At 69.9% G+C, this 24475-nt stretch carries 26 protein-coding genes; 15 read left to right on the top strand and 11 right to left on the bottom strand.

Features of this window, described 5'->3' with window-relative positions; genetic code table 11:
* Positions 1–95: 95 nt before the first annotated feature.
* A complete protein-coding gene (locus tag L6E10_RS02895; RefSeq protein WP_236216498.1) occupies positions 96–2090 on the top strand; it encodes a protein meaA in 1995 nt (664 codons plus the stop codon).
* A 17-nt stretch (positions 2091–2107) separates the two neighbouring features.
* On the top strand, positions 2108–2866 hold the full coding sequence (locus tag L6E10_RS02890) for an enoyl-CoA hydratase-related protein (protein ID WP_236216496.1): 759 nt from the start codon (positions 2108–2110) through the stop codon (positions 2864–2866).
* On the opposite strand, the gene L6E10_RS02885 is transcribed toward L6E10_RS02890, so the two are convergent.
* Positions 2781–3635 (bottom strand): helix-turn-helix transcriptional regulator, encoded by an 855-nt coding sequence (locus tag L6E10_RS02885; RefSeq protein ID WP_236216494.1) that lies wholly within the window; start codon positions 3633–3635, stop codon positions 2781–2783. The two genes, L6E10_RS02890 and L6E10_RS02885, sit on opposite strands and share 86 nt — an antisense overlap.
* 102 nt (positions 3636–3737) lie before the next feature.
* On the opposite strand from L6E10_RS02885, the gene L6E10_RS02880 reads away from it, so the two are divergent.
* Positions 3738–4436, top strand: a complete 699-nt coding sequence (locus tag L6E10_RS02880) for an SDR family oxidoreductase (protein ID WP_236216492.1) — start codon at positions 3738–3740, stop codon at positions 4434–4436.
* On the opposite strand, the gene L6E10_RS02875 is transcribed toward L6E10_RS02880, so the two are convergent.
* Together L6E10_RS02875 and L6E10_RS02870 are read right to left on the bottom strand one after the other, a co-directional pair.
* Positions 4433–4840 (bottom strand): hypothetical protein, encoded by a 408-nt coding sequence (locus L6E10_RS02875; RefSeq protein ID WP_236216490.1) that lies wholly within the window; start codon positions 4838–4840, stop codon positions 4433–4435. The genes L6E10_RS02880 and L6E10_RS02875 overlap by 4 nt on opposite strands.
* The gene (locus L6E10_RS02870; RefSeq protein ID WP_236216488.1) at positions 4837–5427 is read right to left on the bottom strand and encodes a DJ-1/PfpI family protein; all 591 of its coding nucleotides are present in this window, start codon (positions 5425–5427) and stop codon (positions 4837–4839) included. The genes L6E10_RS02875 and L6E10_RS02870 overlap by 4 nt, the downstream gene beginning before the upstream one ends.
* A gap of 109 nt (positions 5428–5536) precedes the next feature.
* On the opposite strand from L6E10_RS02870, the gene L6E10_RS02865 reads away from it, so the two are divergent.
* Complete coding sequence (locus tag L6E10_RS02865) at positions 5537–6463, top strand: GlxA family transcriptional regulator (protein ID WP_236216486.1); 927 nt, start codon at positions 5537–5539, stop codon at positions 6461–6463.
* A gap of 11 nt (positions 6464–6474) precedes the next feature.
* On the opposite strand, the gene L6E10_RS02860 is transcribed toward L6E10_RS02865, so the two are convergent.
* Positions 6475–6969 (bottom strand): NUDIX hydrolase, encoded by a 495-nt coding sequence (locus tag L6E10_RS02860; protein WP_240009980.1) that lies wholly within the window; start codon positions 6967–6969, stop codon positions 6475–6477.
* 96 nt (positions 6970–7065) lie between these two features.
* On the opposite strand from L6E10_RS02860, the gene nucS reads away from it, so the two are divergent.
* From nucS to L6E10_RS02835, 5 genes are all read left to right on the top strand, one after another.
* Positions 7066–7725, top strand: a complete 660-nt coding sequence (gene nucS, locus L6E10_RS02855; protein ID WP_236216483.1) for an endonuclease NucS — start codon at positions 7066–7068, stop codon at positions 7723–7725.
* Positions 7726–7931: 206 nt separating this feature from the next.
* Positions 7932–9623, top strand: coding sequence for a sodium:solute symporter family protein (locus L6E10_RS02850; protein WP_236216481.1), 1692 nt, complete (start codon positions 7932–7934; stop codon positions 9621–9623).
* A gap of 11 nt (positions 9624–9634) precedes the next feature.
* Entirely contained in the window at positions 9635–9871 is a 237-nt protein-coding gene (locus L6E10_RS02845; RefSeq protein ID WP_236216479.1) for a hypothetical protein, read from the top strand.
* Positions 9872–10098: 227 nt separating this feature from the next.
* A complete protein-coding gene (locus L6E10_RS02840; protein ID WP_236216477.1) occupies positions 10099–11103 on the top strand; it encodes a DUF3558 domain-containing protein in 1005 nt (334 codons plus the stop codon).
* A gap of 99 nt (positions 11104–11202) precedes the next feature.
* Positions 11203–12708 (top strand): aldehyde dehydrogenase family protein, encoded by a 1506-nt coding sequence (locus L6E10_RS02835; protein ID WP_236216475.1) that lies wholly within the window; start codon positions 11203–11205, stop codon positions 12706–12708.
* Between the two features lie 23 nt (positions 12709–12731).
* Here L6E10_RS02835 and L6E10_RS02830 read toward each other — a convergent pair whose 3' ends face one another.
* Positions 12732–13724: an iron-siderophore ABC transporter substrate-binding protein gene (locus L6E10_RS02830; RefSeq protein WP_236216473.1), complete on the bottom strand. Its 993-nt coding sequence runs from the start codon at positions 13722–13724 to the stop codon at positions 12732–12734.
* A gap of 144 nt (positions 13725–13868) precedes the next feature.
* Here L6E10_RS02830 and dhaK point away from each other — a divergent pair, with 144 nt between their 5' ends.
* The 5 genes from dhaK to L6E10_RS02805 all read left to right on the top strand — a co-directional run bounded on the left by dhaK (position 13869) and on the right by L6E10_RS02805 (position 19234).
* Complete coding sequence (dhaK, locus tag L6E10_RS02825) at positions 13869–14861, top strand: dihydroxyacetone kinase subunit DhaK (protein WP_236216471.1); 993 nt, start codon at positions 13869–13871, stop codon at positions 14859–14861.
* A gap of 1 nt (position 14862) precedes the next feature.
* A complete protein-coding gene (dhaL, locus tag L6E10_RS02820) occupies positions 14863–15489 on the top strand; it encodes a dihydroxyacetone kinase subunit DhaL (RefSeq protein ID WP_236216469.1) in 627 nt (208 codons plus the stop codon).
* Positions 15486–16187 carry a dihydroxyacetone kinase phosphoryl donor subunit DhaM gene (dhaM, locus tag L6E10_RS02815; RefSeq protein WP_236216467.1) on the top strand — a complete coding sequence of 234 codons (702 nt, stop codon included), beginning with the start codon at positions 15486–15488 and terminating at the stop codon, positions 16185–16187. The genes dhaL and dhaM overlap by 4 nt, the downstream gene beginning before the upstream one ends.
* A gap of 637 nt (positions 16188–16824) precedes the next feature.
* On the top strand, positions 16825–18600 hold the full coding sequence (locus tag L6E10_RS02810; protein ID WP_236216465.1) for a 3-hydroxyacyl-CoA dehydrogenase family protein: 1776 nt from the start codon (positions 16825–16827) through the stop codon (positions 18598–18600).
* Positions 18601–18643: 43 nt separating this feature from the next.
* Entirely contained in the window at positions 18644–19234 is a 591-nt protein-coding gene (locus tag L6E10_RS02805) for a DUF3558 domain-containing protein (RefSeq protein ID WP_236216463.1), read from the top strand.
* On the opposite strand, the gene L6E10_RS02800 is transcribed toward L6E10_RS02805, so the two are convergent.
* A complete protein-coding gene (locus L6E10_RS02800) occupies positions 19231–19437 on the bottom strand; it encodes a zinc ribbon domain-containing protein (protein WP_236216461.1) in 207 nt (68 codons plus the stop codon). The two genes, L6E10_RS02805 and L6E10_RS02800, sit on opposite strands and share 4 nt — an antisense overlap.
* A gap of 32 nt (positions 19438–19469) precedes the next feature.
* Here L6E10_RS02800 and L6E10_RS02795 point away from each other — a divergent pair, with 32 nt between their 5' ends.
* Positions 19470–19766, top strand: coding sequence for a hypothetical protein (locus tag L6E10_RS02795; protein WP_236216459.1), 297 nt, complete (start codon positions 19470–19472; stop codon positions 19764–19766).
* Position 19767: 1 nt separating this feature from the next.
* Here the strand turns inward: L6E10_RS02795 and L6E10_RS02790 are convergent, their stop codons facing one another.
* From L6E10_RS02790 to mce, 5 genes are all read right to left on the bottom strand, one after another.
* Positions 19768–20460: an alpha/beta fold hydrolase gene (locus tag L6E10_RS02790; RefSeq protein WP_236216457.1), complete on the bottom strand. Its 693-nt coding sequence runs from the start codon at positions 20458–20460 to the stop codon at positions 19768–19770.
* Complete coding sequence (locus tag L6E10_RS02785) at positions 20460–21005, bottom strand: GNAT family N-acetyltransferase (RefSeq protein ID WP_236216455.1); 546 nt, start codon at positions 21003–21005, stop codon at positions 20460–20462. The genes L6E10_RS02790 and L6E10_RS02785 overlap by 1 nt, the downstream gene beginning before the upstream one ends.
* A 141-nt stretch (positions 21006–21146) precedes the next feature.
* Positions 21147–22487: a chromosome segregation protein gene (locus tag L6E10_RS02780; RefSeq protein ID WP_236216453.1), complete on the bottom strand. Its 1341-nt coding sequence runs from the start codon at positions 22485–22487 to the stop codon at positions 21147–21149.
* Between the two features lie 36 nt (positions 22488–22523).
* On the bottom strand, positions 22524–23891 hold the full coding sequence (gene ccrA / locus L6E10_RS02775; RefSeq protein ID WP_236216451.1) for a crotonyl-CoA carboxylase/reductase: 1368 nt from the start codon (positions 23889–23891) through the stop codon (positions 22524–22526).
* A gap of 94 nt (positions 23892–23985) precedes the next feature.
* Positions 23986–24432, bottom strand: coding sequence for a methylmalonyl-CoA epimerase (gene mce / locus L6E10_RS02770; RefSeq protein WP_236216449.1), 447 nt, complete (start codon positions 24430–24432; stop codon positions 23986–23988).
* Positions 24433–24475 lie beyond the last annotated feature (43 nt).

Below are 24475 nucleotides of genomic sequence, written 5' to 3'. Positions count from 1 at the left end.
CATGCTCCTTCTGGTCTCGATTCAGTGAGCAAGCGCACGCGCGGCAATGGTTACCGGCCAGTACGCTCCGATGAACGACGATGTGGGAGGTTGCTGTGCCGTATCCAGCTGACCGCGAACGCGACCGCCCCTGGGTGATGCGGACGTACGCGGGGCACTCCTCGGCGGCGGCGTCCAACGCCCTCTACCGCCGGAACCTCGCGAAGGGCCAGACGGGTCTGTCGGTGGCGTTCGACCTGCCGACGCAGACGGGCTACGACCCCGACGACGAGCTCGCCAAGGGCGAGGTCGGCAAGGTCGGTGTGCCCATCAGCCACATCGGCGACATGCGCCAGCTCTTCGACCAGATCCCGCTCGCCGGCGCCAACACGTCGATGACGATCAACGCGACGGCCATGTGGCTGCTCGCGCTCTACGTCACCGTGGCGGAGGAGCAGGGCGCGGACCCGTCGGCGCTCGCCGGCACGACGCAGAACGACATCATCAAGGAGTACCTGTCCCGCGGCACGTACGTGTTCCCGCCGGGGCCGTCGCTGCGGCTGATCACCGACATGGTCGCGTGGACCGTGTCGAACGTGCCGAAGTGGAACCCGATCAACATCTGCAGCTACCACCTCCAGGAGGTCGGCGCGACGCCGGCGCAGGAGGTCGCGTACGCGATGTGCACGGCGATCGCGGTCCTCGACTCGGTGCGCGACTCCGGTCAGGTGCCGCAGGAGAAGTTCGGGGACGTCGTCGCCCGCATCTCCTTCTTCGTGAACGCGGGTGTGCGGTTCATCGAGGAGATGTGCAAGATGCGCGCGTTCGCCCAGTTGTGGGACGAGATCACGCGCGAGCGCTACGGCGTCGAGAACCCGAAGCACCGCCGGTTCCGCTACGGCGTGCAGGTCAACTCGCTCGGCCTCACCGAGGCGCAGCCGGAGAACAACGTCCAGCGCATCGTGCTGGAGATGCTCGCGGTGTCGTTGTCCCGCAACGCCCGTGCGCGCGCGATCCAGCTGCCGGCGTGGAACGAGGCGTTGGGCCTGCCGCGTCCGTGGGACCAGCAGTGGGCGTTGCGCATGCAGCAGGTGCTCGCCTACGAGACGGACCTGCTGGAGTACGAGGACATCTTCGACGGCTCACCGGTCATCGAGGCGAAGGTGGACGAGATCCTCGCCGGTGCGCGCGAGGAGATCGACCGCGTGCAGGCGATGGGCGGTGCCGTCGCGGCCGTCGAGTCCGGCTACATGAAGTCGCAGCTCGTGTCGTCCCTCGCCGATCGGCGTCGTCGTGTCGAGTCCGGCGAGGAGGTCGTGGTCGGCGTCAACAAGTTCGACACGACCGAGCCGTCGCCGTTGCAGGCCGAGGGCGCGAACGCCATCGAGACCATCGACCCGGTCGTCGAGTTGCACGCCGTCGAGGCGATCCGGCAGTGGCGTGCTTCCCGGGACGGCGCCGCGGTCGAGGCGTCGCTGGACGCCTTGCGCGAGGCCGCGAAGACCGAGCAGAACCTCGTCGAGGTGACGCTGGCGTGCGCGCGTGCCGGCGTCACGACGGGCGAGTGGTCACAGGCCCTGCGCGAGACCTTCGGCGAGTACCGTGCGCCGACCGGCGTCTCCGGTGCTTCGGCGTCGGGCGAGGCGGGCTCGGAGATCGCCCGGGTGCGCGACCGGGTGCGCGCGACCGGTGAGGAGCTCGGCGAACGGCTGCGCATGCTCGTCGGCAAGCCGGGGCTCGACGGGCACTCCAACGGTGCCGAGCAGGTCGCCGTGCGGGCCCGCGACGTCGGTTTCGAGGTCGTCTACCAGGGCATCCGCCTGACGCCGTCGCAGATCGTGTCCGCGGCCGTGCAGGAGGACGTGCACGTCGTCGGTCTCTCGATCCTCTCCGGCTCGCACCTGGAGGTCGTGCCCGCGGTGGTCGACGGCCTGCGCGCGGCGGGCGCGGGGGACATCCCGGTGATCGTCGGCGGCATCATCCCGCCGGACGACGCGGCCAAGCTGCGCGAGCGGGGCGTCGCGCGGGTGTTCACGCCCAAGGACTACGAGCTGACCGAGATCATGGACGAGATCGTCACCGTGATCCGGGAGGTGCGCTCTCCCGCGTAGGGCTTTACTGTCGCGGAATGGTGGACGTTTCGCGGGACGGGTCGGTCGTCCGGATCACGATGAACCGCGTGGCCAAGCGCAACGCGCTGTCGGCGGAACACCTCGCGGAGTTGCTGGAGGCGTTCCGCGAGGTGCGCACGTCCGACGCGGCGGGCATCGTGCTCGGCGCCGAGGGGCCGGTGTTCTCCGCAGGGCATGACTTCGCGGATGTGCACGCACGCGATGAGGAAGGTGTACGGCTGCTGCTGGAACTGTGCACCGTGCTGATGAAGACCATCCAGTCCGCGCCGCAGGTCGTGATCGCGCGCGTGCAGGGACTGGCGACGGCGGCCGGGTGCCAGCTGGTGGCCTCGTGCGACCTCGCGGTGGCGGCGGACACCGCCGGGTTCTCGTTGCCCGGCGGCAAAGCGGGCTGGTTCTGCCACACGCCCGCGGTGCCGGTGGCCCGGTCGATCGGGCGCAAGCGGCTGATGGAGCTGGCGCTCACCGGAGACGTGATCGACGCGGCCACGGCGGTGGAGTGGGGCCTGGTCAACCGCGCGGTGCCCGCGGACGAGCTGGACGCCGCCACCGACGACCTGCTCGCGCGTGCCACGCGGGGGAGCCGGGTGTCGAAGGCCATCGGCAAGCGCACCATCTACGCGCAGCTGGACCGGCCCGAGATCGACGGCTACGAGATCGCGTTGTCCGTCATGGCCGAGACCTCGCAGTCCCCGTCAGCCAAAGAGGGGCGGGCGTCGTTCCTGGAGAAGCGTTCTCCCGTGTGGCCCGACTAGTCGCGAGGAGCTTCAGCGCGTCGGCGTCCGGACCCGGTTCCGCCTGGTAGACCACCAGGAACTGGCCGGGAGCCTCCCGCACGTCGAACGAGTGGTAGGTCAGCTTCACCCGGCCGACCGCCGGGTGCGCGAACTCCTTGGCGTCCTGCGTCTTCCCGCGCACCTCGTGGTTCTCCCAGAGCTCCTTGAACACCGGGTTGCCGCTGAGCTCCGCGACCATCCGCCCCAGCCGCGGGGAGGTCGGGTCGGCCGTCAGCCGCAGGTTGCCGACCGTGCTCTGCGCGACCCAGTTCCAGCGCGGGTAGAAGCTCGCGGCGGCGGGGTCGAGGAACGCCATCCTGGCCAGGTTGTCGGCGGGCGTGAACGGCTCGTACAGGGCGTCCGCGAGCGCGTTCGTGGCGAGCAGGTCGAGGTAGGAGCTCATCACGAACGCCGGCATGTCGTGCAGGCCGCTGATGAGGCGCCGCAGCTCGGGGCTGACCTTGTCGGTCGAGTGGCCCTCGTCCGCGACGACCCCGGCGAGGCGGTGCAGGTGCGCGCGGGCGTCGGTGTCGAGCTTCAGCGCGCGGCTGAGGGCGTCGAGGACCTGCGCCGACGGGTTGGTCTCGCGGCCCTGCTCCAGGCGGGCGTAGTAGTCGGCGCTCACCCCGGCGAGCACGGCGACCTCCTCGCGCCGCAGGCCCTTGACCTTGCGCTGGGTGTGACTCGGCAGACCCGCGTCCTGCGGGTTGACGCGGGCGCGGTGCGCTTTCAGGAACTCCCCGAGCATGGTTCCGAGCCTAAGCGCTGCGTTCGCGTGTTGCCCGGGTGTGCCGCACCTAGGGAGGAGGTGTCCTGGTCGGCCGCGGGTTTCGCGCCGAGTGTTGTGGCCATGAGCAAAGTCGTTCTGATCAGTGGAGCTTCCAGCGGCATCGGCGAGGCCACGGCCCGCGTTCTCGCGAAGGCGGGGCACAGGGTGTTCCTCGGCGCCCGGCGCGAAGACCGGCTGAAGGCGCTGGCGTCCGAGATCGGTGCCGCCTACGCGCCTTTGGACGTGACCTCGCGCGAGTCCTTCAAGTCCTTCGTGGATGCCGCAGTCGCCGAGCACGGCCACGTCGACGTGCTGGTGAACAACGCCGGCGTGATGCCGTTGTCCCTCATGGACTCGTTGAAGGTCGACGAGTGGGACCGCATGGTGGACGTGAACATCAAGGGCGTGCTGAACGGCCTCGCCGCCGTGCTGCCCCTCTTCACCGGCGGAGGGCACGTCGTGAACGTCGCCTCGATCGGCGCGCACCTGGTCACGCCCACGGCCGCGGTGTACTGCGCGACCAAGTACGCGGTGTGGGCGCTGTCCGAGGGACTGCGCCAGGAACGCGACGACCTGCGCGTCACCGTGATCTCCCCCGGCGTCACGGAGTCCGAGCTGGCGGACACCATCACCGAGGAGCACGCGGCGTCGTTCATGGCGGAGTACCGCAAGAACGCGCTGCCCGCGTCGGCGATCGGGGACGCCATCGCGTACGCGATCTCGCAGCCCTCGGAGGTCGACGTCAACGAGATCGTCGTGCGGCCGGTCGCGACGCGTTAGGCGCCGGTCGTCGAGCCCGGCCGGAGGATCATCAGCACGGTCACGGTCGCCCACAGCAGGTTGAACACGCCCGTGTACATCGCCAGGTGCTTGATGTCGTTGGTCTTCAACGCCTTCTCCTGGCCGGGCAGGACCTTCAGCGCGAGCACGAACGCGGCGGCGGTGGTGAGCGCGATCGACACGACCACCCAGGGGTGGCCGGTCACGCCCATCACGCCCGCCGTCGCGAACCCGAAGACCGGCACGGAGATGCCGATGACGGCGTAGACGCGGCAGATCCGGTGCAGCAGCTCGGGGTTGCCGCCGGTCCTCACGGCCTTCGGGAACATGCTGGCGGCGACCGTCACCGGACCGATGGCGATGATCGCGGCCAGGACGTGCAGCGAGAGGAAGAGCTTGCTCACGCGGCCCTCCACACCGTGCCGCGGCGTTCGTGCGCGAACAGCTGCTCGACCTCGAAGGCCTTCCTGGCGCCCACTTCGCGTTCGAGGAGGTACAGGCCGAGGTCCACACCCGAGGTCACACCGGCGGCCGTGACCAGGTCGCCGTCCTCGACGACTCGGGCCGCGACCGCGTTCACGCCGAAGCTCGCGAGGGCCTCCAGCCCGAGGTGGTTGGTCGTGGCGGTGCGCCCCTCCAGCAGTCCGGCCATCGCCAGCACCAGCGAGCCGCCGCACACCGTCGCCACCGTGACGCCGTCCCGGTCCAGCGCCTGCCGCACCGGGGCGGCGAGAGCCGGCGCCGCCGCGGCCAGCAGCGCGAGGACCTCCTCGTCCGTGCGTGCCGCGGCACCGGGGACCAGCACGATCCCGGGCTCGTTCGCGTCGAGCTCCCCGGTGGCCCGCAGGGAGAAGCCCACACCGCTCGGCACCTCGCGCGGGCCCTCGGCCGTGACCAGCTCGGCCTGGATCCCACCGGCGGTCAGCGTCTCGTACGGGCCGATCGCGTCCAACGGGTCGAAGCCGTCGAACAACACCACTTGAGCTTTCACTTCGTCTGACTCCTTGCGTCGGTGATCACACCGTAGGAGCGCGGGTGCCGCGGCAGAACTGGCTGGAATGCCATGTTCCAACGGATTCTCGCCAGCTAGGGTGGTGGACGTGCACGAGGTGGCAGTGGTGGCGATGGACAGCGTGGTCCCGTTCGACTTCGCGACGCCGGTCGACGCGTTCAACTGGACCGGGCAGTACCGGGTACGCGTCTGCGGTCCGAAGAGGACGGTCGACGCGGGCTGTTTCGAGATCAAGGTCCCGCACGGCTTGGAGATCCTGTCCGAAGTGGACACGATCATGCTGCCGGGGCACGACCCCGACATGGCCGTGCCCCGTCCGGTGCTCGAGGCGTTGCGGAAGGCGGCGGCACGAGGTGCCCGGATCGCGTCGATCTGCACGGGCGCGTTCGTGTTCGCGGAAACCGGCTTGCTGGACGGCCTTCGCGTCACCACGCACTGGCTGGGCGCCGAGGAGCTGGCCGCGCGCTACCCGGCGCTGGAGGTCGACCCGGACGTGCTCTACGTCGACAACGGCCAGTTCCTGACGTCCGCCGGTGCCGCGGCGGGCCTCGACCTGTGCCTGCACATGATCCGGTGCGACCACGGGTCGGCGGTGGCGGCCGACGCGGCGCGGTTCGCCGTCATGCCCCTGGAGAGGGAAGGCGGGCAGGCGCAGTTCATCGCGACCCCGCCCGCGGCGCCCCAGGGAGCCGAGCTCGAGCCGCTGCTCAAGTGGATGGAGGCCAACGCCGCGCGCGAGCTGACGCTGGACGAGCTCGCGCGCCGGGCCGGGATGAGCACGCGGACGTTGAACCGGCGCTTCCGCGAGCAGACCGGGACGACGCCGTTGCAGTGGCTGCACCGGGCCCGCGTCCGGCAGGCGCAGCACCTGCTGGAGACGACGAAGGAGTCCGTGGAGCTGATCGCGAGCAGGGTCGGGTTCGGCTCGGCCACGGCGTTCCGCGACAGGTTCAAGCGGATCGCCGGCACCTCACCGCAGAGCTACCGGTCGGCGTTCCAGGGCTGCCGGAACTAGGGCTGCCGGAACTAGGGCTGGGCGTTCTCGTGCAGCAGCAGGAGGGTGTAGGCGGCGATCGACTGCGCGTCGGTGATCTCGCGCTGGGCGATCATCGCCTCGAACTCGGCACGCGGGAACCACCGCGAGCGCATGTCCTGCTCCTCGTGCTCCCGCTCGTGGAACCCCTCGGTGAGCTCCGTGGCGAGGAAGACGCGGCCGCGCTGCGACGACATGCCGGGCGCGACGTCGAGCAGCCCCAGCTCGACCAACCGGCCGGCGCGCAACCCGGTCTCCTCCCGCAGTTCGCGACGTGCGAGCTCCAGCGGGTCGGAGTCCTCCCGGTCGGGCGCGGTGCCCTGCGGGAACTCCCAGCGGCGCAGGCCGAGCGGGTAGCGGAACTGCTCGACGAGCCGCAGGCGTTCCCCGTCGAGCGGGATGACCAGCGCGAAGTCGGGCTTGTCCACCACGCCGTAGATGCCGTTCGAACCGTCCGCGCGCCGGATCTCGTCCTCGCGAACGGTCATCCACGGGTTTGCGTACACCTGACGGGTGCCGAGGCTTTCCACGGCACGGACCGTACCTAACGACCCGTTTCTGGACACACCCCGTAGCCTGTCGCGGTGCGTCTCGTCATCGCTCGCTGCAAGGTCGACTACGTAGGCCGACTCACCGCCCATCTGCCGATGGCCCAGCGCTTGCTGCTCATCAAAGCCGACGGTTCGGTGTCGATCCACTCCGACGACCGCGCGTACAAGCCGTTGAACTGGATGAGCCCGCCCTGCTGGCTGATCGAGGACCCGGACATCTGGACGGTGCAGAACAAGGCGGGGGAGAAGCTGATCATCACCCTCGAAGAGGTCCTGCACGACTCCAAGCACGAGCTCGGCCCGGAGCCCGGCCTGCAGAAGGACGGCGTCGAAGCCGACCTGCAGAAGCTCCTCGCCGAGCACGTCACCACCCTGGGCGACGGCTGGACCCTGGTACGCCGCGAGTTCCCGACCGCGATCGGCCCGGTCGACCTGATGTGCCGCGACTCCGCCGGCGCGTCGGTCGCCGTGGAGATCAAGCGCCGCGGCGAGATCGACGGCGTCGAGCAGCTGACCCGGTACCTGGAGCTGCTGAACCGCGACCCGCTGCTCGCGCCGGTGTCCGGTGTGTTCGCGGCGCAGCAGATCAAGCCGCAGGCGCGGACGCTGGCCGAGGACCGCGGGATCCGGTGCGTGGTGCTGGACTACGACGCGTTGCGCGGGATCGAGCCGGACGAGTTCCGGCTGTTCTGACCGTTCCGACTCACGACGAACCCCGCGCCGCCGGCGCGGGGTTCGTTGCTTTTCGTGCGGATTCGTTCACCTCTCCGCTTCCGACGAGCGTTGTGGATCACCTCGTGGTTTGGTGTGTCCACACGCGGGGTAAGACGTCGCGCACCTGGAGTACTGTCCCCTCCTGGTTGCTGATGTTGGACTTTGTGGAACCTTGGAGGTGGACGGTGACGATCTTGGCCGAGGCGGACCTGCGGCTGGATGCGGGACCGATCGACTACGCGTTGCTCGTCATCTACTTCGTCGTGGTGCTGGGCATCGGAGTCATGGCACGACGATCCGTCTCCTCCAGCCTCGACTTCCTGCTGTCCGGGCGGTCGCTGCCGGCGTGGGTGACGGGTCTCGCGTTCATCTCCGCGAACCTCGGCGCGCTCGAGCTGATGGGCATGACGGCCAACGGCGCGCAGTACGGCATGGCGACCGTGCACTACTACTGGATCGGCGCCATCCCCGCGATGGTGTTCCTCGGTCTGGTGATGATGCCGTTCTACTACGGCTCGAAAGTGCGCAGTGTTCCCGAGTTCATGCGCCGCCGGTTCGGCAAGCCGGCCCACCTCGTCAACGCGATCAGCTTCGCCGTCGCGCAGATCCTGATCGCGGGCATCAACCTGTTCGCGCTCGCGGTGATCATCGACGCGCTGCTCGGGTGGCCGCTGCCGGTGTCGATCTGCGTCGCGGCGCTGGTGGTCCTCGCCTACACGACGCTCGGCGGTCTGTCCGCCGCGATCTACAACGAGGTGCTGCAGTTCTTCGTCATCGTGGCCGCGCTGGCGCCGTTGACGATCGTCGGCCTGATCAAGGTCGGTGGCTGGCAGGGCATCGTCGAGAAGGTCACCGACCAGGAGCAGCTCAGCGCGTTCCCCGCGACGGAACTCACCGGCATCAACAGCCCGGTGTGGAGTGTGGTCGGGTTGGTGTTCGGTCTCGGCTTCGTGCTGTCGTTCGGGTACTGGACGACGAACTTCGCCGAGGTGCAGCGCGCGATGAGCGCCAAGTCCATGTCCGCGGCCAAGCGCACGCCGATCATCGGCGCGTACCCGAAGGCCCTGATCCCGGCGATCATCATCATCCCCGGCATCATCGCCGCGCTGATCGTGCCGGAGATGGCCCAGCTCAAAGCCGGCGACACGAGTGGCGGCGTGGCCTACAACGACGTGCTGCCCCTGCTGATGCGCGACCTCCTGCCGAACGGCATCCTCGGCATCGCGATCACAGGTCTGCTGGCGAGCTTCATGGCCGGTGTGGCGGCGAACGTCAGCTCGTTCAACACCGTCTTCACGTACGACCTGTGGCAGGACTACGTGAAGAAGGACCGGCCGGACGAGTACTACCTGCGCGTCGGGCGCCTGGCGACGGTCGGTGCGTGCGTCCTCGCGATCGGCACGGCGTTCATCGCGGCGGCGCTCGGCGGGTCCAACATCATGGACTACATCCAGGCGCTGTTCTCGTTCTTCAACGCGCCGCTGTTCGCGACGTTCATCCTCGGCATGTTCTGGAAGCGGATGACGCCGACCGCCGGTTGGGTCGGTCTGCTCGCGGGCACGTTCACCGCGATCTTCATCTACGCCATCTCGGAGCCGTCGTTCGGCATCGAGCTGCTGGAGCTGCCCGGCCAGGGCGCCAGCTTCCTCGGCGCGGGCCTGGCGTTCGTGGTCGACATCGTCGTGAGCGTCGCGGTCACGATGGTCACGCGGCCCAAGCCGGACAGCGAGCTCGTCGGGCTGGTCTACAGCCTCACGCCCAAGGAGGACAGGGCGCACTCCACCACGGGTGAGGACGCGGGCTGGTACCGCTCGCCCGCCCTGCTCGGTGGCGGTGTGCTGGCCCTGACCACCGTTCTCTACTTCATCTTCGGCTGAGGGAGGCCGCCATGAGGTTGTTCGACCTGCGAATCATCATCGCTTTCCTCTTCGGCCTGTACGGCGTTGTACTGGTCGTCGTCGGTCTGGGTTTCACGACGGACGAGGACCTGAAGAAGGCCGAAGAAGTCAACATCAACCTGTGGGCCGGCATCGCCATGGCGGTGCTGGCGGCGCTGTTCGCCGCGTGGGCGGTGCTGCGGCCTCAGTTCGCGGACACGGACAAGCAGCCGCTCAAGGAGCTATGACTCCGAACGACCGGGGTAAACAGGGTTGAAGGCCTCGATCGTCCACGCGTCGAGCCAGTTGATTGCGCGGCGAATTCGGTTGCGCACGTCTCTCCTCTTCTCGGGGTCTTCACCCTGTACATCGCGTCGATCTTCTGAATCGTTCCCGTAGCGCTGCGTGACATGTGCCACGGAGCAACTCGGGGTACCGGCCACAAACCTCCGCGAAGGTCGCTACCGTGCACGTCGTGCCTCGTTTTCGTGCCACCGCCGTGGTCGCCGCCGCCGCGCTGCTGATGGCCGGTTGTGCGACCGGTCCGGGTCTTGCCAAGACCAACTCGCCGCGCCGCACCGTGCAGGCGGGCGCCGACACGACGACGTCGGCCGAACCGTCGACCAGGTCGTCCGCGCCGGCGAACAAGCCGGTCGACCCCGCGTTCGCCGCGGAACGGCTGCGGCTGGTCAACCCGTGCGCGTTGATCGAGAAGGACCTGCTGCAGACCGTCGGCACGCCGTCGAGGTACACGAGCAGCAGCTACACGCGCTGCTCGAACTACATGAAGGACAAGGGCGGCAAGACGCTCAACGTCACGGTGGACATCGGCTACACCCTGACGTCCACCGAGCTGAAGAACGCCAAGAACACGATCGCGGGGCTCAAGAGCAGCGAGCAGAAGCTGACGTCGACGTGCGCGATCACGGCGGTCACGCAGGAGAACCCTCCGCAGGCCGTGCGCGTGCAGGTCGGCGTCGGCAGCGAGGGCGCGGAGCCGTGCGAGCCGGCGCGCAAGCTGCTCGAGGGCGTGGTGCGCAAGCTCAAGGGCAACCCGCAGAAGTACACCCCGCCCAAGGGGTCGCCGGTCGAGGTCGACCCGTGCGCGGTGGTGGACAAGGCGACGCTGGCACCCGTGGTCGGTGCGTCGCCGCGCATGCTCGCGTTCGGCCTGCACCAGTGCTCGTGGTCCGGCCAGAGCGCGCAGATGCAGATCGAGTTCAAGACGGCGCGCATCCCCAAGGACGGCAAGTTCGACTCCCAGTCCGCCGAGGTCGACCTGGGCGGGCCCAAGGGCTACCAGGTGCTCAAGGACGGCCCGTTCCCGACCTGCGAGCTCGTGCTCGTCCGCACCAAGGACTCGAGCGACGCGGGCGAGATCGTGGAGCTCAGCGTCGGTGCGACCAAGGAGAAGACGATGGACCGCTGCCAGGCGGTGCAGGCCTTCGCCAAGGGCGTCATCCCCAGCCTGCCCTCGTGACCGCGACCCGGTCGGGAGGCCGGCGAGGCGACGCGGGGGCTGAAAGTTGTCCCAGTACCCGTTAGGGTCGAGGTTACTGGCGAGTACCGGGAGGGCCCCATGACGCAGACCGCTTCGGACAGCGCGCTGTCGGCCGATGGCGAGCAGCGGCGGTTCGCATCACTGGACCCGCGCACGGGCGAGGTCGTCGCGCACCACCCGATCCACACGGCCGCCGAGGTCGAGGACGCGGTGACGTCGGCGCGCGACGCCGCGGCGTGGTGGGCGGGCCTCGGCTTCGAGGGGCGCAAGACCAAGCTCGACGCGTGGCGCAAGATCCTGTCGCAGCGCTCGGACGAGTTCATCGCGCTGATCAGCTCGGAGACCGGCAAGCCGGCCGACGACTCCCGCGTCGAGGTCGCGCTGGTCATGGACCACCTGCACTGGGCCGCGCGGCACGCCGGTCGCGTGCTGGGTAAGCGCCGGATCTCGTCGGGCATGCTGATGTTCAACCACAGCGCGACGCTGGAGTACCGGCCGTTGGGCGTCATCGGCGTCATCGGGCCGTGGAACTACCCGGCGCACACGCCGATGGGGTCGATCTCGTACGCGCTGGCCGCCGGCAACGCCGTGGTGTTCAAGCCCTCGGAGTTCACGCCGGGCGTCGGCACGTTCCTCGCCTCGACCTTCACCGAGGCGGTGCCGGAGTACCCGGTGTTCCAGGTGGTCACGGGCTTCGGCGAGACCGGTGCGGCGCTGTGCGCGTCCGGTGTCGACAAGATCGCCTTCACGGGCTCCACGCGGACCGGCAAGAAGGTCATGGCCGCGGCCGCCCGGTCGCTGACCCCGGTGCTGGTCGAGTGCGGCGGCAAGGACGCGCTGATCGTCGACTCCGACGCCGACCTGAACGCCGCCGCCGAGGCCGCGATCTGGGGAGCGGTGTCCAACGCGGGCCAGACGTGCGCGGGCGTGGAGCGGATCTACGTGGCCGAGCAGGTCGCGGACGAGTTCACCGAGATCCTGGTGAAGCGGGCGAAGAAGCTCAAGCCGGGTGGCGAGCCGAACGCGAACCTAGGGCCGATCACCATGCCGTCGCAGGTGGAGGTCATCCGCGAGCACGTGCGGGACGCGCTGGACCGCGGCGGCAAGGCGCTCGTGGGCGGGCCGGAGTCGATCAGGCCGCCGTACGTCGAGCCGGTGGTGCTCACGGACGTGCCGGAGGACTCGCTGGCGATCACGGAGGAGACCTTCGGGCCGACCGTGGTGGTCAACCGGGTGCCGAACGCGCTGGAGGGCGTGCGGCTCGCGAACCGGTCGAAGTACGGGCTGGGCGCGGCCGTCTTCTCGAAGTCGCGCGGCGAGGAGCTGGCGGCGGAGCTGCGGGTCGGCATGGTCTCGGTCAACTCGGTGCTGACCTACGCGGCGATCCCGGGGCTGCCGTTCGGTGGTGTCGGCGACTCCGGCTTCGGGCGCATCCACGGCGAGGACGGGCTGCGCGAGTTCGCCTACGCCAAGGCCGTGACGAAGCAGAAGTTCGCGTCGCTGATCGACATGGCGACGTTCGACAGGTCGTCCATGGCGGGCAAGCAGATGCTGCGCCTCGCGCGGATGCTCTTCGGTCGCTGAAAGAGCACCCGCGCGGGCGGGTGTCAGGCGCCCAGCTGCTTCTTGAGGTCGTCGAGGACCACGTTCGCGGCGAGCACGCCGAGGCCGAGGAAGTAGGTCTCGTCCTGCACCGGCTTGGCCTTGCCGCCCTTGACGGCGTTGAGTCCGCTCCACAGCGGGCCGCCGAGCACCGAGGCCTGCGCGGTCTTGGCCGGGTCGCCGTAGGTGGAGTAGACGACGAAGTCGGCGTCGGCCTTGCCGATCTCCTCGGCGCTCACCTCGGCGGCCAGGTCGTCCACCTGGGACGGTGACGGCTGCGGGATCTTGGCGTCGATCAGGATCGTGCCGATGAAGGACTTCTTGGCGTACAGGCGGATGCGGCCCGGCATGAAGCGCAGCGCCGTCACGGTCGGGCGCACGCCGAGCTTCTTCTCGATGGCGGTGCCGGTCTCGACGGCCTTGTTCGTGTAGTCCTCGAGCATCTTCGCGGCGTCGGCCTGGCGGTCGAGCGCGGCGGCGTTGAGCAGGAAGTTCTCCTTCCACACGTAGCCGGGGCGCACCGAGAAGACGGTCGGGGCGATCGCCGAGAGCTTCGGGTAGAGGGCCTCCGCGCGCAGCTGCGAACCCAGGATGAGGTCCGGGTCCAGCTTGGTGATCGCCTCGAGGTTGAGGTTGTTCGTGGTGCCGACGTTCTCGGGCGTGCCGCCCTTCTCGCCGATGTAGGACGGCATGGTGGGAGAGCCGTCGGTGTAGGCGATGCCGACCGGCTTGATGCCGAGCGCCACGACGTTGTCGAGCTCGCCGGTGTCGAGCACGATCACCCGTTCGGGTTTCTTCTCGAGCGTGGTCTCACCCATCGCGTGCTTGATCGTGCGGGGGAACTCGCCGGGCTTCTGCGTCGTGCCGAAACCGTTGCTCAGCTGGGTGGCCTTGCCGAAGTCGTCGCCGCCCTGGGCGACGGTGGGCTTCTCCGGCGTGCCGGTGCAGGCGGTCAGGGCCAGGGCGACTGCTGCGAGCAGCGCTGCTCTCTTCGACACGACGTTGTTCCTCCACTACGGAACGTGAGGTTGACCTGCGGTTGTTAGGGCAGGCTAACGGTAGCCGGGTCCTTTGCCCGTTCCGAGTGTCAGACCCCCGGAGTAAGAAGGAACACGGTCACCGCCGATCGGGAGGTCTGTTCGATGAAGAAGATCATCAATGATCCGGAAACCGTGGTGCAGGACTCGCTGCGGGGGATGCAGGCCGCCCATTCCGATCTGCTGACCGTGCACCACGACCCGGCGGTCGTCGTGCGCGCGGATGCTCCGGTTCCGGGCAAGGTCGCGATCATCTCCGGGGGAGGGGCGGGCCACGAGCCGTTGCACGGCGGGTTCGTCGGGCGCGGCATGCTCGACGCCGCCTGTCCCGGTGCCGTGTTCACCTCTCCGACGCCGGACCAGGTGCTGGCCGCGGTCTCGAAGACCGACGGCGGCGCCGGGGCGTTGCTGGTCGTGAAGAACTACACCGGCGACGTGCTGAACTTCGAGACCGCCGGTGAGCTGGCGGAGTCCGAGGTCAGGTCGGTCGTGATCGACGACGACGTGGCGGTGAAGGACTCGCTCTACACGGCCGGGCGCCGCGGCGTCGGCGGCACGGTGCTGCTGGAGAAGATCGTGGGCGCGGCGGCGGAGCGCGGCGACGACCTGGCTGCCTGTGAGGCGTTGGCGTTGCGAGTCATCGCGTCGGTGCGCTCGATGGGTCTGGCGCTGACCTCGTGCACGGTGCCGCACGTGGGCTCGCCGTCGTTCGAGCTGGCGGACGACGAGATGGAGGTCGGCATCGGCATCCACGGCGAGCCGGGCCGTCAGAAGGTCGCGGCCGGGACGGCGTCGGAGATGGTGTCGGCGTTGCTGGAGCCGATCCTCTCCGACCTGCCGTTCTCCTCGGGCGACCGGGTGTTGCTGTTCACGAACTCGATGGGCGGGACTCCGTTGATCGAGCTGTACTTGGCGCACGGCATCGCGGAGCAGTTGCTGGCGGATCGGGGGATCACGGTGGAACGCAGACTGGTCGGCCCGTACATCACGAGCCTGGAGATGCAGGGCATGAGCATCACGCTGTTGAAGCTGGACGACGAGATGGTCTCGCTGTGGGACGCGCCCGTCCACACGCCCGCGCTGCGGTGGGGGGTCTGAGGTGGGGTGCACGGCAGCGGACGTCGTGGCGGCACTGCGAGCCGCCGCGGCCGTCGTCCAGGAGCACCGCGACGAACTGGTGCGCCTCGACCAGGCGATCGGCGACGCCGACCACGGCGAGAACATGAAGCGCGGCTTCACCGCGCTGCTGTCCCGTTTGGACGCCGAGCCGCCCGACACGCCCGGCAAGGCGCTGAAGCTCGTGGCCACCACGCTGATCTCGACGGTCGGCGGTGCGGCGGGCCCCCTGTACGGCACCGCCTTCCTGCGCGCCTCGGCCGCGCTCGGCGATGCCGCCGAACTGGAGCCCGCCGCCGTCGCGCGAGCCCTGCAGGCGGCCCTGGACGGCGTGGTGGCCCGCGGCAAGGCCGCGGTGGGCGACAAGACGATGGTCGACGCCCTGACACCGGCCGTGGCGGCGGCCGAGGGCGTGGACGGCTCGGTGGCCGCGGCGTTGTCCGCCGCCGCCGACGCCGCCGAGGAAGGCGCCGCCTCGACGGTGCCGATGGTGGCGCGCAAGGGCCGGGCCTCGTACCTCGGCGAGCGCAGCGCGGGTCATCTCGACCCGGGAGCCCGCTCGACGGCGCTGCTGCTGCGCGCCTTCGCCGACGCGGCGGCCAAGGCATGACCGCCGGCGCCGGCCGCGTGGGCCTGGTGGTCGTGTCCCACAGCGACATGCTCGCGAACGGCGTGGCCGAACTGGCCGCGCAGATGGCCCCCGCCGTGGCCGTGCTGCCCGTGGGCGGCACGGAGGAGGGCGGCCTGGGCACCGACTACGGCGCGGTCGTCGAAGCGCTGGCCGACGCCGACTCCGGCGCCGGCGTCGTGGTCCTCTACGACCTCGGCAGCGCCAAGATGACCGCGGAGATGGCGGTCGAGTCGGCGGACGACCCGTCCCGCTACACCGTGGTGGACGCACCCCTGGTCGAGGGCGCGGTGGCCGCCTCCGTGGCAGCGCAGGGAGGCGCAGTGCTGGCGGACGTCGCGGCCGCCGCCGAACGGGCGTCCGGCGACGTCCCGGCAGCCGCCCCGGCCCGCCCCGAACTGCACCTGGTGCCGGACGCGGTGACGGCGGAAGTCCTGCTCACCAACGAGGTCGGCCTGCACGCGCGCCCGGCCGCACTGCTGGCGCGCACCGTCGCCGAGCTCGACGCCGACGTGGTCGTCCGCTACGGCGCCGAGGAGGCGAACGCCGCGAGCGTGCTGGCGCTGATGGGCCTGAGCGCGCCGGGCGGCAAGTCGATCACGGTGGTCGCCACGGGCAAGGACGCGGGCGAGGCGGTGCGGCGCATCCAGGAGCTGGCGGAGAAGGGGTTCGACGACTAACGCCCCACGACGGGATGGTTGGCACGGCCTGGTTTGCGTGGTTGGTCGCCGTGCGGTGTGGAAGTTGTGCGGGTGAGGCTGCGAGTGACGTGGTGGCCTGGTTCGCGTGGTTGGTCGCGGTGCGGTGCGGAGGCTGCGCGGACGAGGTTGCGAGTGACGTGGTGGCCTGGTTCGCGTGGTTGGTCGCCGTGCGGCGTGGAAGCTGTGCGGGCGAGGTTGCGAGGAACGTGGCGGCCGGAGCAAGGCTGGGCGCAGCATGGCTTCGTAGCGTGGAGTCGTGTCGCGTGGCCCGGTGCTGAGGGCTGCGCCGCCGACCCCCGTCCGCGCGATCCCGCCAGCCCTCGTCCGCGATCCCGCCGCCCCTCGTCTGCGTGATCCCGCCGGCCCTCGTCCGCGCACTCCTGTCGCGCGCGGCCCTCCGCCTCCGCACCGTCGGGCGGTCCCCTCACATGGCGCAGCCATGCGTTCCTCCACACGGGTTCAACAGGCAAAACGCTCTGCCCGGCCCTCACCCTGGACCGATCACTGTTTCGATCCCGATGGCGAAGCTCACGGCGTCGTCCCGCGCGAGGAGTGGCATAGTCGCCCGCAAGTTACTCCTTGGTAGCCCACGCTTTACCCCGCAGGGAGGTCTGCAGTGGCGCGCGAAATCAACACCGTCGGAGTCGTCGGCTTCGGAACCATGGGCGCGGGCATCGTGGAGGTACTCGCGCGCACCGGGCTCGCGGTGAAGGTCGTCGACGTCGACGCGGCGGGTGTCGAGCGCGGGCTCGGGCACCTGGAGCACTCGACGGAGCGGGCCGTCCGGCGCGAGAAGCTCACCGGTGACGAGAAGGCCGCGTTGCACGGGCGGGTCACGACGAGTCTCGACCTGGCGAGCCTCGCGGACTGCGACCTGGTGGTCGAGGCGGTGCCGGAGAACATCGCGCTCAAGGCGCGGATCTTCCAGGAGCTCGACGGGATCCTGGCGCCCGAGGCGATCATCGCGTCGAACACGTCGTCGTTGTCGATCACCGAGATCGGTGTGCACACCAAGCGGCCCGGCAAGGTCGTCGGCCTGCACTTCTTCAACCCCACGCAGGTGTTGAAGCTGGTCGAGGTCGTGCGCACGGTCGTCACGGAACCCGACGTGATCACGGACGTCGTGGCGTTCACCGAGCGGCTGGGCAAGTCGCCGGTCGTGATCGGGGACAGGGCCGGGTTCATCGCGAACGCCCTGCTGTTCCCGTACCTCAACCACGCGGTCAAGATGCTCGAGTCGAAGTACGCGACGCGCGAGGACCTCGACGCGGCCATGCGGTACGGCTGCGGGTACCCGATGGGTCCGTTGGCGCTGTTGGACCTCATCGGTCTCGACACCGCGTACGAAATCCTCGACACGATGTACCACCAGTCGCGCAACCGCTTGCACTCGCCGGCGCCGCTGCTCAAGCAGATGATCACGGCCGGTCTGCTGGGCAGGAAGTCCGGGCGCGGCTTCTACACCTACGACGGTCCGGACTCGCCGGTCGTCGTCGACGACGTGCACACGCCGTCCCAGGTGGACAGCGCTGTGCAGACGCGTGAGGTGCAGCGGGTCGGTGTGATCGGCACGGGCACGATGGCGACGGGCATCGCGGAGGTGTTCGCCAAGCGCGGGTACGACGTCGTGCTGCGCGCCCGCGGCCTGGACAAGGCCGAGAAGGCGATCGGCGCGGTGCGCAAGTCGCTTGAGCGCGCGGTCAGCAGGGGCAAGCTGTCCGAGGAGGACCGCGACGCGACGCTCGCGCGCCTCTCGCCCGCGGTGGAGTTCGTGGAGCTGGCCGACTGCGACCTGGTCGTCGAGGCCGTGGCCGAGGAGATCGGGATCAAGAAGGAGGTCTTCGCGGCGCTCGACGAGGTGTGCAAGCCCGGCGCGGTGCTCGCGACGACGACGTCCTCGCTGCCCGTCATCGAGGTCGCGGCGGCCACGTCGAGGCCCGCGGACGTCGTGGGCCTGCACTTCTTCAACCCCGCTCAGGTCATGAAGCTCGTGGAGGTCGTCGAGACGATCTCCACGGCGGCCGACGTGGTCGCGACGGCCCGCAAGATCTGCCTCGACCTCGGCAAGCACCCGGTGCACTGCGGCGACGTGGCGGGGTTCATCGTGAACGCGCTGCTGTTCCCGTACCTCAACGACGCGGTGAAGATGCTGGAGGCCCACTACGCCGAGGCCGACGACATCGACAACGCGATGAAGGTCGGCTGCGGCCTGCCGATGGGACCGTTCGCGCTGCTGGACGTCGTGGGGCTGGACGTGTCGCTGGCGATCCAGCGCACGCTCTACAACGAGTTCCGCGAGCCCGGCTTCGCGCCGGCGCCGCTGCTGGAACACCTGGTGACGGCCGGTCGCCTCGGTCGCAAGACGGGCAAGGGGTTCCGGGACTACACGTGATCCGCTAACAGGGGCACCATGTCGCGTCTGGCATGGTGGGTGCATGCGGCGACTGGTGCTCCTGTTGGCTGTCCTCGTGCTCGCGTCCGGCTGTGCCCGGACGTCGGTTGAGGGCAGTCCGGTCGCGCAGGCGCCGCTCGACGCCACGTCGCCGTTCGACCAGGAGGGTTCGGCCGACCCGAGCGCGTCCGCCGATCCCGAGGACCCGGATACGGCGCCGGTCGACGGTGAGGTCTCGCCGATCTGCGCGAAGCTGAAGTGGACGGACCTGCCGTACCCCGGCACGAAGGCCGAGACGCCGCCGACGCAGATCAACTACGACTCGACGTTCGACGAGTCGTGCCGGTGGACGACGAAGATCGACGACGTCGAGGTGGGCGTCTCCCTGCGGTACCGCGAGGGCAAGCAGATCACGATCGAGCGCACCACCGGCGAGTGGGACGTGAAGGACCACAAGGTCACATACCTCGACCGCTCCGGCGAGGAGGAGGTCGAACCGTCGTGCGTGCTCGTCGTGCCCTATGAGGGCGGCGGGCTCGGCATCATCGTGATCGACTCGTCCGGCAAGTTCGGCGGCGTCTGCGACCAGGGCCGCAAGATCGCCGAAGTGATGATCGACCGCGAGACGGCCTAGCCGCAGCAGCCGCCACCGCAGCACCCGCCGCCACCACCGCCCGCGGGGGCCTGCCGGGTGCCGCCGATGCCCGCCATCGACAGCAGCTTCACGGTGTCGGCGTGCCCGTCGGGGCAGCTCGCCGGCGAGGACGACTCGCTCATCGGGCGCTGCAGCTCGAAGGTGTCGTCGCAGGTTCGGCAACGGAACTCGTAGGTCGGCACGCCCTGATTCTACGAGCGGTTACCGTGTGGCCGTGCCACGTCGCAACAGCCCCAAACGGGAAGACCACCGACCGCTCGGCGGCGGCGTCGGCTGGGCGCGCGCCGAGCCGGGTCCGGACGGCGGCGACTGGCTGGTCCGCGCCATCTCGGGCTCGCAGGCGCAGAAGACCTACCGCTGCCCCGGCTGCGACCACGAGATCCGCCCCGGGGTGCCGCACGTCGTGGCGTGGCCCGCCGAGGACCCGGGCTCGGTGGAGGAGCGCCGGCACTGGCACCAGGGGTGCTGGGACTCGCGCGGCCGGCGTGGGCCGACCGCGCGCCGCTGGTGACCTAGAGACCGACCTGCTTGCGCCACCGCTCCAGCCGGGCGCGGAACTCCTCCGGCTGCTCGACGGGCGGCAGGTGCCCCGCGTTCTCGATGCGTTCGCTGGTGGAGTGCTTGAGGTTGATCGCGAGCTTCGCGGCCACGTCGGGCGGCGTGAGCTTGTCGTGCTCGCCCACGAGCACGAGCGACGGGACGTCCAGCGACTCCAGCACGTCCGTCGAGTCGGGGCGCTTCGCCATGGCGCGCTGCCACCACGCCACGTCCTCGGCCCGCTGCTCCAGGATCATGGTGCGGGTCAGCGCCCGCGCGGTGTCCGAGGCGCCGGGGCCCAGCAGGTTCGGCAGCATCGCGTCGGCGAGCCACTCACCGACGCCCTCGCGTTCGACCCGGTCCGCCATCGCGTGCCGGTTCGCGACGGCCTCGGGTGCGTCCGCGGTGTGCTTGGTGTCGACGAAGACCAGGCCCTTGACGCGTTCCGGTGCACGCCTGACCAGCGCCATCGCCACGTAGCCGCCCATCGAGCACCCGCCGAGCACGACGCGGTCGAGGTTGCGCTCGTCGAGCACGCCCAAGACCTGGACGGCGACCGAGTCGAGGTCCGGCTCGCCCCGCCCGCGCAGGGACGGCGTCAGCGCGCCCGGCACGTCCCACATCCGCGCGTCGAGCGGAAAGGCGTGCAGCAGCACCAGATCGTCCATCAGCTCTCCCACTCCGGCGCCAGCACCGACCACACCTCGAGGTCCTGCCGGACCCCGCGGTGCGAGAAGTACGAGCGCAGCACCCCGTCCCTGGTCATCCCGAGCCGCCGCGCGACAGCGATGCTGGGCGCGTTCGCCGACGACACGAGCCACTCAACCCGATGCACGCCGCGCTCGCGAATCGCCCAGTCGATCAGCACCTTCGACGCCTGCGTGACCAGCCCCCGCCCGGTCGCGGCCGGCTCCAGCCAGCAGCCGACCTCCGCGCGTCCCTGCGGGATGTCCATGACCCGGAACAACACGCCACCGACGAGCTCGTCCTCGAGCCAGATCCCGAAGATCCGGCCGGTGTCGGACGCCGCCTTGTCCGCGTAGCCCTGCAAGAGCCGGCGCGCGCTCTCCAGGTCCCCGGCCGCGTCCGCGAACCCGATGTGCTGCCCGATGAACTCGCGCCCGCGCTCCATGTGCGCGAAGAACTCCCCGGCCTGCCAGGGCTCCAGCGGCCTCAGCTCGGCACCGCCCGTGCCCAGCGCTTTCACGAACATCCTGTTCCCCCAAGATGGTGTGTGTGTCCACGCGAATCGTATTGGCGCGACGCGTGCACACCGGCGGCGAGCGCAAAACAGGGGTCCCTGAGCGGGACCCCTGCGTGAACCTGGCGATGCGCCGTCAGGACGACCCGGCGGTCAGGACTTCTTGGCGGTCTGCGGGCGGGCGAGCTTGGCCGTGGGGCCGTCGACCTGGGGTGCCTGGGCCTGCTTGGCGGGCGCGGGCTGAGCGGACTGCGGAGCCGAGACGGGCTTGGTCGTCGCGGGAGGTGCGGCCTTCGGCGGAGCGGCCTGGGCGGGCTTGGCCGGGGCAGCGGCCTGCTGGGCAGGCGCCTGCGGAGCCGCGGGTTGTGCCGGAGCGGCCTTCTGGGCCTGGACCTGCGGTGCGGCCTTGGCCGGCGCGGCTGCCGGAGCCGGAGCGGGAGCGCTGCCCTGAGCGGGAGCGCTGCCCTGAGCGGGAGCCGGAGCCGGAGGCGCCTTCTCCTCCTCCACGGGGTCGAGCAGCGGCACGACGTCCTGCAGCGCGGTCCGCACGTTGTGGAGCTGGTGCGAGAGGCGGTTGCGGAGGTTGCGGAGCTGTTCGACGCGCTGCGTGGCGGCCGTGGTGCGGCGGTTGGCTTCCTCGGTGGCCTCGCGGACGCGGCGGTTCGCCTCGTCGGTGGCCTCCTGGATGCGGGCGGTGGCCTCGGCGATGGCGTCGTGGCGGCGGCGGTTGGCCTCTTCGGTGGCCTCGCGGACGCGGCGCTCCGCCTCGGCCTTCGAGGCGGTCTGCTCGGCGGTGATGGCGGCGCGGACCCGGGCGGCCTCCTCGGCCGCCTCGCGCACGCGGCGGTCCGCCTCGGCCTTGGAGGTGGCCTCCTGGGTGGCCAGGGTGGCCATCGCCTCGGAGCGGCGGGCGGCCATCGCGATCTCGAAGTCCTCTTCGACGGTCACGCGGCGCTGCTCGGACTCGTCGGCGATCTTGCGGGCGGAGGCCTCCGCGTCGGAGACGATCTTCTCCGCCTCGTTGCGCGCGGTGTCGAGGACGCCCCTGTGCTCGGCCTCCATCGCGGCACGGCGCTCGTCGAGCTCGGCGATCAGCTTCTCGTAGCGCTGGCGCAGCACACCCGCGTCGGCTTCCGCCTTGGCGCGGATGTGCCCGCCCTCCGCCTCGGCACGGGCCTTGATCTCGTTGGCCTCGTCCTGGGCCAGCCGCAGCATGCGCTGGAGGCGCTCGGAGAGCCCCTCCAGCGTCGTCGGCGGCAGTGACAGGCGCTCCACCTGGTTGCGCATCTCGGTGATCTCCGAGCGTGCGGCTTCCAGCTGGCGCGCCAGGTCGGACGTCTGGGACACGGCGGCATCGCGGTCCGCGGCCAGCAGCCGCAGGTCCGAGTCGAGGCGTTCGAGGTGATCCTCGACCTGGGCGCGGTCGTAACCGCGCTTGACGATGTCGAAGCCGGATCCCAGTGGGACGAGGTCACGGTCGTCGGCGAGGCCCATGCCCCTCACGCTACCCGTTCGGGTCACCCCCGAAGGTCACACACCCCGGAATCGATTGATAGCTGTGAGGTGCTTCGCGCGCAGTTCGTGATCAAGCACACCCAGACCCTCTTCCGGCGCAAGGCACAGCACGCCGACCTTGCCCTGGTGCACGTTGCGGTGGACGTCGTGCGCGGCCTGGCCCGTTTCGTCCATTGAGTACACCTTGGACACCGTCGGGTGGATCTTTCCCTTGGCGATCAAGCGGTTCGCCTCCCACGCCTCGCGGTAGTTCGCGAAGTGGGACGACAGGATGTGCTTGAGGTTCATCCACAGGTAGCGGTTGTCGTACTGGTGCATGTACCCGGAGGTCGACGCGCACGTCACGATCTTGCCGCCCTTGCGCGCCACGAACACCGACGCGCCGAACGTCTCCCGGCCGGGGTGCTCGAACACGATGTCCGGGTCCTCGCCGCCGGTCAGCTCGCGGATCTTCGCGCCGAAGCGCTTCCACTCGCGCGGGTCCTGCTCGTGCTCGTTCTTCCAGAACCGGTAGCCCTCGGCGGAGCGGTCGATGACCAGTTCGGCACCCATCGAACGGACGATCTCCGCCTTCTCCGGCGAGGAGACGACGCAGATCGGCGTCGCGCCGCCGTTCAGCGCGAACTGCGTGGCGTAGGAGCCGAGCCCGCCGGACGCGCCCCAGATCAGGACGGTGTCGCCCTGCTTCATGTTCGCGCCGTTGGTCGACACCAGCTGCCGGTACGCGGTGGAGTTCACCAGGCCCGGCGACGCCGCCTCCTCCCACGTGAGGTGCTTCGGCATCGGCATCAGCTGGTTCGACTTCACCAGCGCGAGGTCGGCGAGGCCGCCGAAGTTCGTCTCGAAGCCCCAGATCCGCTGCTGGGGGTCGAGCATCGTGTCGTTGTGGCCGTCCGGCGCCTCCAGCGGCACGTCGAGGCAGTGCGCCACGACGCGGTCGCCGGGCTTCCACGCCGTGACACCGGGCCCGACGCGCACGACGACGCCGGCCAGGTCCGATCCCACGACGTGGTACGGCAGGTCGTGGCGGCCGCCCAGCTTCTTCAGGAAGCCGAACGTGGACACCGGCTCGAAGATCGAGGTCCACACGGTGTTGTAGTTGATCGCGGAGGCCATGACGGCCACCAGCGCCTCGCCGGGGCCGAGTTCCGGCGTGGCGACCTCGTCCACGTGCAGCGACTTGCGCGGGTCCTTGTCCCGCGTCTCGAGGCCCGCGAACATGTCGGCCTCGTCCGCGTGCACCGTCACGCCCCGATAACTCTCCGGAACGTCCAAGGAACCGATCGCGTCCAGCTCGTCGGCCAGGATCGCGTCAAGGATCTTCTGCACGGCGGCATTCCTTCCCGAGTGAGGGATAGTCGCAGGTTGCCGGAGGTTACTCATGGGTAACCGATTCAGAATCCCGCTTGTGAGGGATTCCACTCCGAACAACCCGGACGGACGACGGCGCGGGGAAATCCGGCCGCGAGCCGCGGTGTCAGTGCCCTGCCGCGGCGGGTTCGACCAGCTCGATGAGCACGCCGCCCGCGTCCTTCGGGTGCACGAAGTTGACCCGGCTGTTCGACGTGCCGCGCTTGGCCGCGTCGTAGAGCAGGCGCAGCCCCTTGGCCCGCAGTGCGTCGGCCGCGACGTCCACATCGGACACCCGGTAGGCCAGCTGCTGCAGGCCGGGGCCCGAACGGCCGATGAACTTCGCGATCGTGGAGTCCTCGTTCAGCGGTGCCAGCAGCTGGATCGCGGTGCCGCCGTGGTCGCCGGGCGCGTGCAGCATCGCCTCGCGCACGCCCTGCTCCTCGTTGACCTCCTCGTGGGCCACCTCGAGGCCGAAGTTGTCGCGGTAGAACGCGATGGCCACGTCGAGATCGGGCACGGCGATGCCCACGTGGTCGATCGCGGTCACGAATCGAGCGAGTTCTGCGTTCATGGTTGGCGAGGGTATCCACGGGATCGGTGCAGGTGCTCCTGTG

It is taken from the genome of Lentzea sp. CC55 (genome assembly GCF_021056325.1).
Classification (GTDB): Bacteria; Actinomycetota; Actinomycetes; order Mycobacteriales; family Pseudonocardiaceae; genus Lentzea; species Lentzea jiangxiensis.
Note: the sequence above shows the minus strand (reverse complement) of the source record. Positions and strands in the feature narration are given on the sequence as shown.

Coding starts and splice junctions, on each gene's coding strand:
- L6E10_RS02780 (WP_236216453.1), bottom strand. CDS start 22,487: ATGGGCCTCGCCGACGACCGTGACCTCGTCCCACTGGGATCCGGCTTC.
- L6E10_RS02890 (WP_236216496.1), top strand. CDS start 2,108: ATGGTGGACGTTTCGCGGGACGGGTCGGTCGTCCGGATCACGATGAAC.
- L6E10_RS02880 (WP_236216492.1), top strand. CDS start 3,738: ATGAGCAAAGTCGTTCTGATCAGTGGAGCTTCCAGCGGCATCGGCGAG.
- L6E10_RS02860 (WP_240009980.1), bottom strand. CDS start 6,969: ATGACCGTTCGCGAGGACGAGATCCGGCGCGCGGACGGTTCGAACGGC.
- mce (WP_236216449.1), bottom strand. CDS start 24,432: ATGAACGCAGAACTCGCTCGATTCGTGACCGCGATCGACCACGTGGGC.
- L6E10_RS02785 (WP_236216455.1), bottom strand. CDS start 21,005: ATGTTCGTGAAAGCGCTGGGCACGGGCGGTGCCGAGCTGAGGCCGCTG.
- L6E10_RS02885 (WP_236216494.1), bottom strand. CDS start 3,635: ATGCTCGGGGAGTTCCTGAAAGCGCACCGCGCCCGCGTCAACCCGCAG.
- ccrA (WP_236216451.1), bottom strand. CDS start 23,891: ATGAGTAACCTCCGGCAACCTGCGACTATCCCTCACTCGGGAAGGAAT.
- L6E10_RS02835 (WP_236216475.1), top strand. CDS start 11,203: ATGACGCAGACCGCTTCGGACAGCGCGCTGTCGGCCGATGGCGAGCAG.
- L6E10_RS02805 (WP_236216463.1), top strand. CDS start 18,644: ATGCGGCGACTGGTGCTCCTGTTGGCTGTCCTCGTGCTCGCGTCCGGC.
- dhaM (WP_236216467.1), top strand. CDS start 15,486: ATGACCGCCGGCGCCGGCCGCGTGGGCCTGGTGGTCGTGTCCCACAGC.
- L6E10_RS02790 (WP_236216457.1), bottom strand. CDS start 20,460: ATGGACGATCTGGTGCTGCTGCACGCCTTTCCGCTCGACGCGCGGATG.
- dhaK (WP_236216471.1), top strand. CDS start 13,869: ATGAAGAAGATCATCAATGATCCGGAAACCGTGGTGCAGGACTCGCTG.
- L6E10_RS02845 (WP_236216479.1), top strand. CDS start 9,635: ATGAGGTTGTTCGACCTGCGAATCATCATCGCTTTCCTCTTCGGCCTG.